The sequence below is a fragment of the Bradyrhizobium cytisi genome, from assembly GCF_008123515.1.
GTDB classification, from domain to species: Bacteria; Pseudomonadota; Alphaproteobacteria; order Rhizobiales; family Xanthobacteraceae; genus Bradyrhizobium; species Bradyrhizobium cytisi.
Window position 1 is genome coordinate 50,327 of record NZ_VSSR01000021.1, and the last position, 12,172, is coordinate 62,498.

A 12,172-nucleotide genomic window follows, 5' to 3' on the forward strand; every position below is an offset into this window, starting at 1 on the left:
GGGAGGGGCATGAAGTGACCAGATATCCATCGTCAAGGCGACGCCTGCGGCACGCCCCCTGCGGAGAGGCCGGCTTCACCCTGGTCGAGATGCTCGTCGTCATCACCATCATCGGCATGATCATGGCGCTGGTCGGCCCGCGGGTGCTGAACTATCTCAGCGAGTCCAAGGCCAAGGCGGCGAAAATCCAGATCGAGAGCTTCTCCAGCGCGCTCGACCTCTACTATCTCGATCTCGGCCGCTACCCGACGTCGAATGAGGGCCTCACCGGGCTGACGCGCAGCAACAACCAGACCGGCTGGAACGGGCCTTACTTGCGCGGCGGCGTGGTGCCTAACGATCCCTGGGGCCACCTCTATGTCTATCGGTCGCCGGGCGCCAGCGGTCCCTATGACATCATCTCGCTCGGATCAGACGGTCAGGAAGGCGGCAGTGGAACGGCAGCCGACATTGTCAGCGGTGCACGCTGAGCCAGTTCGCGATGTGCAAGCCTTCGATGCAGAAGGCTTCGCGCTGATCGAGATCCTGTGCGTGCTCGCGATCATCGGACTGCTTGCGGCGATCATTCTGCCGGCGATCCCACGCTCGACGACGCGGGCGAAGCTCGAGAGTTACGCGGTCGAGACCGCGGCTTTGCTGAAATCCGATCGCAACAGCGCGCTGCGCCGTCAGGTCAGGGTCGCAACCCAGGTCGATGCGGAGGCGCGCGCGATCCGCTCCGGTGTCACTGGGCAGACCATCCGCCTGCCGCGCGACGTGGTCATGGAGGCGACGCTGGCTTCGCGCTGCGCCGATCGCGCCACGGGGCGGTCGATCGATTTCTTTCCGTCGGGCATGTCGTGCGGCGGGACGATCGCGCTGGCGCGGCCCGGCATGGGTTATGAGGTGCGCGTCAACTGGCTGACCGGAGGCGTCGAGATTGTCCCGCAGAAGCTGCTCTGACGGCGCCGCCGGCTTCACGTTGATCGAGGCACTGGTCGCGCTCGCGATCATCGCCATCGTGCTCGGAACCATCGGCTCGGTCATATCAGTCACGACCAAGGGCACGCGCTCGATCGACCAGCACCTGGCGCTGGCCAGCACGGCCGAGACCTTGCTTGCGGATTTGCCGGCGCGTGGACTGCTGAAACTCGGCCGGCAGAGCGGGCAGCTCGCCGGCAGCCGCTGGCGCGTCGATATTGCGCCGATGAATGTTGCCGGCGGCAATCCCGCCACCGATCGCTTCGTGCCGCTCGCAGTCAGTTTGCGGCTCCAGCGCGCCGACGGTAGCGCGATCCAGGTTACGACGGTGAAGCTGGTGCCGAGGTCGACGCAATGATCCGCGCCAAGAAACGCGTCATGAAACGTGTCAGGAAACGCCTGCACCGCGCGTGCGCTTCCGAGGCGGGCTTCACTCTGCTCGAAGTGCTGCTGGCGACGCTGCTGATGACCGTGATCCTGGCCGCGCTCGCGACGGTGACAGCACAGTGGCTGCCGAACTGGAATCGCGGTATTGCGCGGGTGCAGCGCGCGGAGCGTCTCGCCACCGGGCTCGACCGCATCGTCGCCGATCTCTCCGTCGCGGAGCAGATGACCGTGAACGGCGACGCCAGGGTGCCGCTGTTCGACGGTGCCGAATTATCGGTGACCTTCCTGCGCACCGCGCTCGGCCCGAGTGCGCGCCCGGGCCTGGAATTCATCCGCCTGATCGAGAAGGCCGACGCGCGGGGGTTGGCATTGGTGCGTGAGCGGGCGCCGTTTCAGCCGATGCCGACCGACGGACGGATCCGTTTCGTCGACCAGGTGGTGCTGATCCGCGCGCCGTTCCGCGTCAGTTTTGCCTATGCCGGGCCCGATAGGCAGTGGCAGCCGACCTGGCAGGGGCAGTCGCAACTGCCGGATCGCATCCGCATCACGGTGCGCGACGGCGCCACTGGTCAGGTGCTGGCGGTCTCGGCCGCCGTGCTGCCGCATATTACGGCGCCGGCCGAATGCGCGCGGGCCAAGAATCCGACGACCTGTGTGGCGGGCACAAGGCCGCAACAGGCGGAGAAAAAAGAGGAGCAGCAGTTGTGAGCACCGCGGCGCATGATCGGGGCGCGCTTCGCCAGGAAATACTTGTCGATGACCGCGGCTTCATCGTCATCGCGGTGCTCTGGATGCTGGCTGCGCTCGCCACGCTCGCGCTGATCTATCTGACCTATGTCACCAACACCGCGGTCACGGTCGCCGTTAACACCGACCGCTTGCAGGCCGATGCATTGATGAATGCGGGCCTCGAGCTCGCGGCCTACCGGCTGACCGCGCAAGGCGAGGCAACGCGCCCGACCAGCGGCACCTTCAACGCCCGCGTCGGGGCGGGCCGGGTGGCCGTGACGTTCCGCTCGGAGGCCGCGCGCATCGATCTCAACATGGCGCCGAAAGCCGTCCTCGCAGGCCTGATGACGGGGCTCGGCGTCTCTGCGTCGGACGCGCCCGACTACGCCGACCGGATCCTGGCGTGGCGGTCGTCGACGGAGACCGGCCAGGACAATCCGGAGGATTCCTACTACCGCACGCTCGGCGCGCCCTACCTGCCGCGCCACGCGCCGTTTCCGCACAGCGACGAGCTGTGGTTGGTGCGCGGCATCCCGTCAGCGGTGATCGAGCGCGTGCTGCCCTTCGTCACCGTGTTCAGCAACATGCGCACCGTGAACGTGCTGGATGCCGCGCCGCAGGTGGTGGCGGCGCTGCCGACTATGACGCCGGAGACCCTGCAACGCCTGCTGCGCGACCGTGCCGATCCCAACCTAGACCCGCGGTCCCTGATTGGGCTCGCCGGCAGCGCCAGCGCGACGATCGAGGGCTCGAAGGCCTACCGCGTGACGGTTGCCGCCGAGGCGCCATCGCACCGGCAGAGCTCGGCCGAGATTGTCATCCTGCTTCTCGAAAGCGGCGATGAGCCTTATCGTGTATTGTCGTGGCACAATGCCTTCGACGGCTCCGCCGGAAAGCCTCTGTGAGATGAGCTCGCTCAGTTCTATCCGTACCATTGTCGACGCCTGGACGGGCACGGTGGCCGGTGCCATCGTCGCTGGACTGGAGCGGATGGTGTCGCCGCGCCTGGTGCGGCTGATCGAGGATGAGAGCGGCACCTTCGCGCTGGAGGCTGCGAAGCTGGAGAACGCGGCGAAGGAGATCGCGTTCGAGGACGGCAAGTTTGCGTCCGCCAATCTGGCGCAGATCGTCCGCGGCAGCCGCGTCGAGATCGTGCTGCGGCCGGCGCGCTTCCTGTTCCGTCCGCTGGAGCTGCCGGCGCGCGCGGCCGATTTCCTCGACGGCATCGTGCGCGCGCAGATCGATCGGCTGACGCCGTGGAGCGCGGGCGACGCCGTGTTCGGTTGCAGCGCGCCGGTGGCGCAGGGCAGCGAGGGCATCACCACGATGATCGCGGCCGCACCGCGCCGGCTGGCGATGGGCTATGTCGAGGCGGTGTCCGGATTTCATCCGTCCGCGATCGCGGTTCTGACCGAGCCGGCCGAGGGCGGGCGCATCAAGGTGTTCGAGCAGAAGTCGCGCGGCGCGATCGACCCGGTGCGGTTGAGCCGGACGCTGCAGGCGGTGCTGGCCATCGCCGCGATCGCCGCCGTACTCGGTTCGATCTTCGCGGGCTATCTGGCCGACAGTTTGAGCGCGCAGGAGAGCGAGCTCGAGCGACAGATCACCCAGCGCCGCGCCGCGATCCGCGGTGCCGACGGCGGCGAGCGATCGCCGCTGGCGCTGCTGGAGCGGCGCAAGTACGACACGCCGGCGAGCGTGATCGTGCTGGAATCGCTGAGCCGTCTGCTGCCGGACCACACCTACGTCACCGAAATGCATCTGGCCGGCAACAAGCTCCAGATTGCCGGCATCACCCGCGATGCGCCCTCGCTGATCCCGCTGATCGAGCAGTCCCAGCATTTCACCCGCGCGACCTTCTACGCCCCGACCACGCGCAGCTCCACCGATCCCGGCGAGCGCTTTCACATCGAGGCGCAGATCGAGCCGAGGAATGCGCCATGAAAAACGGCATGAAAAGCGGCATGAGCAGCGGCGGGATGGCAAGCGGAAACGCGGTCGCGCGGTGGCTCGCCGCCTCGCCGCTGATCGCGGTCACGCTCTATGTCGCGGTGACGGCCGGGCTGTTGCTGACGGCGGGCCTGTCGATCGCCGACGTCATCGCCCACCGCCAAGCCCTGGCGCAGACCTCCGACCTGCTCGACCAGCTGCGCGGCCGCAAGGGCGCCGCCAAGAATGCCGCGGCGATCTCGGCCGAACATCCCGGCACGCCGTTCCTGGAGGGACCGACGGTGACGGTCGCCGGCGCCAACCTGCTGCAGCGGGTTGCGGCCGCGGTCGCCAATGTCGGCGGCTCGGTGCAGTCCTCTCAGGTCGACGTCTCGGGCGCGCAACTGAAGGACGGCTTTGTCGGCCTCGTCGTCAGCTGTGAGCTGGAGCAGCCCGCGCTGCAGAAGGTGCTGTACGATCTCGAGGCCGGCATGCCGTTCCTGTTCGTCGATCAACTCGACGTCCAGGTGCCCCAAGCCACGGCCCTGAACGAGGCCAGCACCGGCCGCGTCAGGATGATTTTGGGTGTTTCCGGCCAGTGGCAGGCAGGGAAGTAGGACGCCGGCTCACCAGCTGTACTTGAGCACGCCCTTGCCGGAATAGCTGGTGACGTTGCCGGAGAACTCGCCGTCGAAGGTGCCGGCGATCGAGAAGCCGCTCAGCCATTTCATTTCCGCGCTGGCGCTGACAAGGGCGGAATCGGCGTCGACCCTGGTGCCGTTCACGACGAAGCTTGCGCCCGGCAAGGTCTGGAACAGCGCGGTGACGGCGCGGCTCGGATTGTAGTCGTGCGCCCAGGCGGCGCGGCCGCGCAGGGTCAGCACGCCGTTCTGCATCGCGTAAGATTTGTCGGTGCGCAGACCGAGCTCGGAGCGGGTGTCGGTCAGCGACTGCGCGGCATAGTTCAGCGCGAACAGCCCACCGCCATTGAGGCTGACTTCGGAATAGTTCGGCAGGCTGAAATTCGTCACCTGCGCGGCTGCGTAGGGCGTGATGCCGATCAGCGGTGTCGTGAAGCGATAGCCGCCCTCGAAGCGGGCCGAGAAGGTGTCGGCCTTGAACCGACCCTGGAGCTGGTCGGCGCCGGCCAGCGCTACGGTGCGAGTGGTGGTGACGTCGTGCCAGCCATAGGCCAGCGCGGCGGCGATATAGGCCGGGCCGAAATTGTGCCGGCCATAGACGCCGGCCTGGAACAGATCCGCGGAGCCTGCGCCCATCGCGTTGGCAAGCGCGTAGTTCAGCCCGCCGCCGCCGAGCGAGAAGCCAACGAGCGTGTCCAGCGAAATCCGGTAGTCGGCGCCAGCCGCGCCGCCCCAGACCCGCGCGGTGAGGTCCTGCGAGCCGACCGCGGCATTGCCGCCGACCTGCGCCGAGCCGCCATAGCCGGCCGCCCAGACGCTCCAGCGATTGATCGGCTGCGACGACAGCAGCGGCGCCTTGGTCGCCATCGCAAAGGCCTCGCGCTCGCGCGCGGTGGCCGGGCGCATCGACGCGTAGGCGGCCGCATCATCGCTGTCGGCGAACTGCGCGACGCTGCCGGCCTTCGTGAAGCCGCTCGAGCGTCCGACGACAGTCGGATCGAGCATCAGGTTGAGGAACTGGCCGTCGGCGTTGATCGCGGACTGGATGATGCCGGTGCCGAGCTCGCCCGAGGCGGTGGTCAGGCCCGCAGGCGTCAGCGCGGCGAAGGCGGCGGGAATGCCGCCGGTCGAATTGAAGAAATTGGTCAGCGTGTTGGCGACGTTCTGCTGGTTGACGGTAAGGCTGCCGCCGCTCGGGGTGAAGTTGACGCCGATATTGAGGAAGACGTTGTTGTTGTCGTAGCTCAGCGTCGCGTTGATCGACGGCATGTTGGAGACGACGGCCGAATTGAAGGCTGAGCCGCCGAAACCACTGGCCGCGGTCAGGATCGTGTACTGCTTCTTGACGGTGCCGGAGCCGAAGATCGCGCTCACCGTCGCGCCGCCGAGCGTGGCTGCGCTCGTGACATTAGCGAGGCTGGACGTGGTGGAGGAGACCTGCACCATATAGGTCGAGGCCGCCGTGAAGCTCAGCGATCCGTTGATCGTCAGCGTCCCGGTCGGGCTCGCCGCGCTGCCCGGCGCAAGCGTGCCGCCGTTGGCCGCGACGCTGCCGACGCTGCCGGCGCCCGCGAGCGTGCCGCCGGCATTGACGGTGGACGCGCTGACGATCGAGCCGTCGACGACAAGCTTGCCGCCGTTCACGATGGTCGCGCCGGTATAGGTATCGGCGCCGGAGAGCGTCTCAGTGCCGCCAGCCATGGTGAGGCCGCCACCGGCGCCGCCATCGCCGATGACACCGGCGAAAGTGCCGTTGCCGTTGGTGATGGTCAGCGTGTTGGCGCCGAGATTGACGTTGCCGGATCCCGACAGCGACTTGATCGAGGTGCCGCCGCTCAGGCCCGTGATGTCGAAGAAGCCGTTGGCGATGACGTTGCTCGAGGTCGCGATGCTGCCGTTGCCGCCGAAATTGATGAGATCCAGCTCGCCGCCGCTCGCTATCGTCGTGGTGCCGGTATAGGTGTTCGTGCCGTAAAGCTGTTGCGTGGCGCCGTTGGCGATTGCAAGGTTGCCGCCGGTGCCGCCGGCGATGCCGCCATCCTGGATCACGCCACCGAAGAAGCTGCCGTTGGTGATCGTCAGCGTCTTCGATCCCAGCGCGACGATGCCCTCACGCGCCAGCGAGAAGAGCCCTGCAACCGATGTGCCGGACGTGGTCTGGGAAATATCGAGCGTTGCTCCTACATTGGCGAAGCCGACGAACGCGGAGCTCGCGATCGATCCGCTACCCTTTAGCGCCAGCGTCGCGCCCGCGTCGATCTGGGTGGCGTTCGTATAGGTGTTCACGCCCGACAGCGTCTGAATTCCGTTGGAGACGTCGATTCCGCCAGTGCCTTGAATGACGCCCGCGAACTCGGTCGAGGCGTTGACGAGGACGAGCGCCTTGCTGCCGAGGTTCACGATGCCGCTGGAATTGCCGGCCAGCGTCGAGACGGCGGCAAAACTAAGGGAGACCGCGGAGATGTCGAGCGTCGCGTTCACGGTCACGAGGCTGGAGCTCTGGATGCTAGTAGAGCCGGACAGCGCCAGCGTTCCGGCCGAGACCGTCGTCGCGCCCGTGTAGGTGTTGACGCCGGTCAGCGTCAGCGTGCCGGTGCCGACCTTGGTCAGTCCGCCGCCGCTGCCGGAGATCACGCCGTCGACCTGGGTCGAGGTGTTGAGGCTGCCGGTGGTAAGCGTGTTGGTGCCGAGCACGTAATTGCCCGCGCCTTCGATCGACCCGGACGTCATGCCGCCACTGGTCAGGCCCGAGATATCGACGGTGCCGCCGGCGTTGGTGATGAAGCGAGCGCTGCCGCCGCTCGACGTGCCCGTGAAATTCGTGGTTGCGGCGTTGTTGGTGGTGATCGTGGCATTGCCGGCGGTGGCGGAGCCGTCGAAGGTCGCGGTGCCGTCGTTGGTGATGGTCGAGCCGGCGGCGGTGGTGTTGTTGTGGAAGTTCAGCGACGCTCCCGCGGCGTTGCTGATCGTCGCGGTGCCGGCCGAGGCGCTGGTGAAGAAATCGATCTGGCCGTTGAGGTTGTTGGTGATGAAGGCGCCGCCGGCCGAGCTGAAATCCTCGAACGTGACGAAGCTGTTGTTGGTGAGGGTTACGTTTCCGGCCGTGCTGTTCTGGATGAAGTTGACGGTGCCGCCGGCATCGTTCGTGATGGCCACCGGCCCGGCGCCCCCGTTCGCGGTGCTGCTATTCTGAAAGACCAGATTGTTGCCGGAGGTGACCTCGAAAGTCTGCGTGTTGCCCGAATTGTTGATGATACCCGCTGCGTTGATGATGAACGGGTTGAACAGCGTGAATGCGTAGGCTTGCGCGGTGTTCGTGAACTGGAGCGTGCCGATGGTGACGATGCCGTTGAAGTTGTCGATCGAGGTGGCGCCGGTGCTGGTGAACGTCGCGGTCCCGTCCGGCACGCTCGGGGGGAACGACCAGTTGGCTGGATCCGTCCAGTCGCTGCTGACGCCGCTCCAGGTGGCGTCCACGGCGTGCGCGGCGACGACGCCGAGCGCCGTGGTCGCGAGCAGGGTCGCCAGCGAGTGCCGGACGATGGCGCGCAGCCGGCGATCCATCCTTCCGCGCGCTATGATCGATCCTGCCATCGGCCTTCACAAACCGCCAAAATAAATCAACGCAATCGAGCCAGCGCTAACAGCGTGCCCCGGCGCCATGATCTCATGGCGTCGCAACCGGCCGCAATGAACGGCCATCAATTTGCATGGAGTTCCCGGCCGTTTCGTTTGCAATTTCAGTGATCGTGGCCATTGGGCAACAATTTCATGCATCGCAACATGCCAGACGGCGCAGCCGTTCCAGCCAAGTCTAGGCAGGTCTAAAGGGATGGCGGCGGGTTGATCGTGAGGCCTATCAGAACTAGTTTGCTGCCTCTGGCTCGCCGCGCGCTGGCCGATCGCAGGGGAGTTCGATGTCGGGGTGGCTGAGATCGGTCGGATTGGCTGCATTGTGCGCGGTCTTCGGCATCACTGAAAGCGTAGCGGCGACCTCGTCGCGCATGGACATCCTGCCTGACGATGCCGCCAGCAGTCCTGCCGAGAGCGTCGATGTCGGTGCGGTCAGACCGATTGCCCGGCCCTCGCCGGCCACGAGCAAGCCTGCGCCTCGCGGAAATCCGCTCTGGTCGGTGCCGCTGTCGGCGCTGACGGGGACCCAGGAGCGCCCGATTTTTTCGGCGACGCGGCGGCCGCCGCCGCGCGCGGTTGCAGCCGCTCGGGCCGAAGAGGCCCAAACGCCGCCGCCGAGGCCGGTCGAGGCGCCACCGCCGCTAATGCTGGTCGGGGCCGTGGTGGGCGAGGGTGATGCGATCGCGATCCTCGTCAACCGCACTGACCAGAAGATCATTCGGATGCGGCAGGGCGAATCGCTGGACGGCTGGTCGCTGGCCTCGGTCCAGCCGCGCGAGGTGACACTCAAGCAGGGCGATCGCAGCGAGGTGCTGGCGCTGCAGCGGCCTGACGGATCGTCCGCACCGGCAGGGCCGCCCGCAACGGCCGGTGCGCCTGCGGACAGCGGCGGCAAGCTGACGATGCCGACGACGGCCAGCACTTCGTTCGCGCCCTTCGTGCCGCGCGCGATGCCAAAGAACGGCGAGGCGGACGGGCTCTGAGCGCTACCGTCCGAGAATCGTTCCGAGCGTGTGGCAAATTCGCTGTTGATGCTGCTCCTGCAGGCCAACCCAGAACGGCAGCCTGATCAGGCGTTCGGACAAATCGGTGGTGCGCGACAGATCACCGTGCGCGCGTCCGTACTGCATCCCGGCGGGCGCTGAATGCAACGGGACGTAATGGAAGACCGCCTGGATTTCTGCTTGCCGCAACTTTCCGAGCACGGCGCTGCGGTCGGCGCCTTGCGGCAGCAGCACGTAATAGAGATGGCCATTGTGTCGGCAGTGAGCGGGCGTAATCGGGCGCCGCAGCAAGCCCCGCTGCTCGAGCGGAGCCAGCATGGCGTGGTATCTGTCCCAGATCGCGAGCCGCTCGCGGGTGATATACTCGGCCTGTTCCAGCTGGGCCCACAGGAAAGCCGCGGTGATATCGCTCGGCAGATAGGAGGAGCCGATATCCTGCCAAGTGTACTTGTCGACCTCGCCGCGGAAGAAGCGGCCGCGATCGGTGCCTTTCTCGCGCATGATTTCGGCGCGCAGCGCAAACTCAGGATCGTTCACCAGCAGGCAGCCGCCTTCGCCCGACATGATGTTCTTGGTTTCGTGGAAGCTGAAGCTGCCGAGATCGCCGATGGCGCCGAGCGGCGAGCCTTTGTAGCTCGCCATGATCCCCTGGGCCGCGTCCTCGACGATCCGCAGATTGTGACGCCGCGCGATCGCGACGATCGCGTCCATCTCGCAGCCGACGCCGGCATAATGCACCGGCGCAATCGCGCGCGTGCGCGGGGTGATCGCGGCCTCAATCTGCCGTTCGTCGAGGTTGAGGGTGTCTTCGCGGATATCGACGAAGACTGGGACCGCGCCGCGCAGCACGAACGCGTTCGCGGTCGAGACAAAGGTGAACGAGGGCATGATTACCTCGTCGCCGCTCTTGAGGTCGAGCAGCATCGCGGCAAGGTCGAGGGCCGAGGTGCAGGAGTGCGTCAGCAACGCCCGCACACATCCGGTTCCCTGCTCGATCCATTGATGGCAAAGCTTGGTGAAGCGACCATCGCCGGACACGTGACGGCTGTCCAGCGCATTCTGGATGTAGCCGTGCTCTTGCCCGGTCGCGTAGGGCCGATTGAACGAGATGAACTCTGATGCCATTGCCTAAGCCGTTTAACCTCCTTAAGACCAGCCCTAAACGCTCTGGTTCGAATCCACATTGACGTTTCCCGTTACGGAAATCAACGGATGATCGTGTGCAGTCCGGTGGAAAGGCGCAATCCCATCGCGGGCACTCGCGACGGATCGCGGCGCGTTTTCGCAGGGAAGGATGCGGCTTGACCGACACGCAAGTTGATGCGCCAGGCAGGATGGGCGGCCCCAAAAGTAAAGAGGGCAGCGGCCGCCTTCACCGGCTCATTCATGGCTGGTCGGCAAACCTGGTGCAGATGCTTCTAGCGCTGACGCAGCAATTGCTCCTCATTCCCGCATTCCTGCAATTCTGGAGCAGCGACATGCTCGCGGCCTGGCTTGCCCTCTTTGCGGCCGGGAACGTCGTCATCGTCGCGGATGGCGGCTTGCAGCTTCGCTCCATCAACCGCTTTCTCGCCTTCAAATCCTGCGTCGATTGCGATGGGCGCACGGCGAACTTCTACGCGCGCATGATGCGGATCTACCTGCGGATCGTGGTGGTGCTCGGTGCGTTGCTGATCGTCGGCACCGAGCTGTTTCCGCCCGCCGCAGTTCTCGGATTTCGGGGGCTGCCGACCTTCGACACGGCAATGCTCGCGATCACCGTCGGCACGCTGCTCGCGCTGCCGGCCAATCTGGTTTCCGGCCTCTATCGCGTGCATGGCAAATACGGCCGGGCCGTGTGGTCGCAAAATGTGGCGCTGGCGCTCGGGCAGGTCGGGCAGCTCGTCGCGGTCGCCTGGTTCGGCAGCCTGCTCGCGGTCGCGATTGCCTATGTCTCGACGCAGATCCTGTTTGCGCTGTTCCTGATTGCCTATGACGCGCCACGCCAGTTGCCGTTCCTGCGGCGTGGCCGTGACCGCTCCACTGCGTCCCTGTCCTGGCGCTGGCGCAGCGGGCAGTTCGGTCTTGGTTTTCCTTTCTTCATCGCCAACCTCACCGAGCTTGCACTCGCCAACGTCCCGATGCTGCTGGTCAGTGCGATGGTCACCGATCGCGTGGCCGTAGCGCAATGGGGCCTGGTCCGCGTGATCTCGAGCTTCTTGAGAGGCCTCTGCATCCTGATAACGCTGCCGATCGGCGCCGAGCTCGGTCACGACCATGCGATTGGCGACAAGGTGCGGCTGCGCAGGCTCTATGCAAAGGGCTCGCTGCTCGTGACCGCGATGGCCAGCCTGATCGTCGCAGGGCTGTTGCCCTTCTGGCCGGATTTCTTCGCCCTGTGGACGCATGGTAGCATTCCGAACGACGCTACGCTCGCCATCACGCTGCTGCTCGGTTCTGCCGTCGTTGCGCCCTCGCTGATGGCGTTCGTCTTTGCCAATCACAGCAATCGCGGCGATCTCCTGGTTCGCACAAAGGGGCTGCAGCTGATCGCATTTCTGATCCTGTCGGCGTTGCTCATTCCCAGGCTGGGACCCCTCGGCGCGGCAATCGCGATCGTGGCGAGTGATCTCCTGACCCAGTTCGGAATCCTGACGCTCGTCATCATGCGCCAGACGCTCGCCCATCCGCTTCGTTACATGCTGGTGCTGATCGCGATCATGGTGACGATCATGCTCGGTGGATCGGGGCTAGGCTTGGCGATCCGCGCCGTGGTGCCGGGAACGGGGATGCTCCACTTCCTGGTGGAATGCACGATCTGGCTCGTCGTCGTGAGTGTCGCGGCGAGCTCGTTGCTCATCGGGCGCGTGCGCCTGCGCGTATTGGCGGCGGTGCCGACTTGAAGCAGGG

11 protein-coding genes are annotated in these 12,172 nt (G+C 66.1%); 9 read left to right on the forward strand and 2 right to left on the reverse strand.

Annotated features, from left to right (window positions below; translation table 11 throughout):
• Nucleotides 1-14 precede the first annotated feature (14 nt).
• The 7 genes from gspG to gspM are packed head-to-tail and all read left to right on the forward strand — an operon-like array spanning nt 15 to nt 4,622.
• Nucleotides 15-470 carry a type II secretion system major pseudopilin GspG gene (gspG, locus tag FXB38_RS12820; RefSeq protein ID WP_148751217.1) on the forward strand — a complete coding sequence of 152 codons (456 nt, stop codon included), beginning with the start codon at nt 15-17 and terminating at the stop codon, nt 468-470.
• Nucleotides 433-942, forward strand: coding sequence for a prepilin-type N-terminal cleavage/methylation domain-containing protein (locus tag FXB38_RS12825; RefSeq protein ID WP_148751218.1), 510 nt, complete (start codon nt 433-435; stop codon nt 940-942). Before gspG ends, FXB38_RS12825 begins: the two co-directional genes overlap by 38 nt.
• On the forward strand, nt 920-1,318 hold the full coding sequence (locus tag FXB38_RS12830; RefSeq protein ID WP_148751219.1) for a type IV pilus modification PilV family protein: 399 nt from the start codon (nt 920-922) through the stop codon (nt 1,316-1,318). The genes FXB38_RS12825 and FXB38_RS12830 overlap by 23 nt, the downstream gene beginning before the upstream one ends.
• Nucleotides 1,315-2,055: a general secretion pathway protein GspJ gene (locus FXB38_RS12835; RefSeq protein ID WP_246229852.1), complete on the forward strand. Its 741-nt coding sequence runs from the start codon at nt 1,315-1,317 to the stop codon at nt 2,053-2,055. Before FXB38_RS12830 ends, FXB38_RS12835 begins: the two co-directional genes overlap by 4 nt.
• The gene (locus tag FXB38_RS12840; protein ID WP_246229854.1) at nt 2,052-2,981 is read left to right on the forward strand and encodes a type II secretion system minor pseudopilin; all 930 of its coding nucleotides are present in this window, start codon (nt 2,052-2,054) and stop codon (nt 2,979-2,981) included. The genes FXB38_RS12835 and FXB38_RS12840 overlap by 4 nt, the downstream gene beginning before the upstream one ends.
• A gap of 1 nt (nt 2,982) precedes the next feature.
• Nucleotides 2,983-4,020, forward strand: a complete 1,038-nt coding sequence (locus tag FXB38_RS12845) for a PilN domain-containing protein (protein WP_148751220.1) — start codon at nt 2,983-2,985, stop codon at nt 4,018-4,020.
• Entirely contained in the window at nt 4,017-4,622 is a 606-nt protein-coding gene (gene gspM, locus FXB38_RS12850) for a type II secretion system protein GspM (RefSeq protein WP_246229856.1), read from the forward strand. The genes FXB38_RS12845 and gspM overlap by 4 nt, the downstream gene beginning before the upstream one ends.
• 9 nt (nt 4,623-4,631) lie before the next feature.
• Here gspM and FXB38_RS12855 read toward each other — a convergent pair whose 3' ends face one another.
• On the reverse strand, nt 4,632-8,210 hold the full coding sequence (locus tag FXB38_RS12855; protein WP_246229858.1) for an autotransporter domain-containing protein: 3,579 nt from the start codon (nt 8,208-8,210) through the stop codon (nt 4,632-4,634).
• A gap of 353 nt (nt 8,211-8,563) precedes the next feature.
• Between FXB38_RS12855 and FXB38_RS12860 the strand changes: the two genes are divergently transcribed.
• Nucleotides 8,564-9,262: a hypothetical protein gene (locus tag FXB38_RS12860; RefSeq protein ID WP_148751222.1), complete on the forward strand. Its 699-nt coding sequence runs from the start codon at nt 8,564-8,566 to the stop codon at nt 9,260-9,262.
• A gap of 3 nt (nt 9,263-9,265) precedes the next feature.
• On the opposite strand, the gene rffA is transcribed toward FXB38_RS12860, so the two are convergent.
• A complete protein-coding gene (gene rffA, locus FXB38_RS12865) occupies nt 9,266-10,408 on the reverse strand; it encodes a dTDP-4-amino-4,6-dideoxygalactose transaminase (RefSeq protein ID WP_148751223.1) in 1,143 nt (380 codons plus the stop codon).
• Nucleotides 10,409-10,689: 281 nt separating this feature from the next.
• Here rffA and FXB38_RS12870 point away from each other — a divergent pair, with 281 nt between their 5' ends.
• A complete protein-coding gene (locus FXB38_RS12870; protein WP_148751224.1) occupies nt 10,690-12,165 on the forward strand; it encodes an MATE family efflux transporter in 1,476 nt (491 codons plus the stop codon).
• Nucleotides 12,166-12,172: the final 7 nt, after the last annotated feature.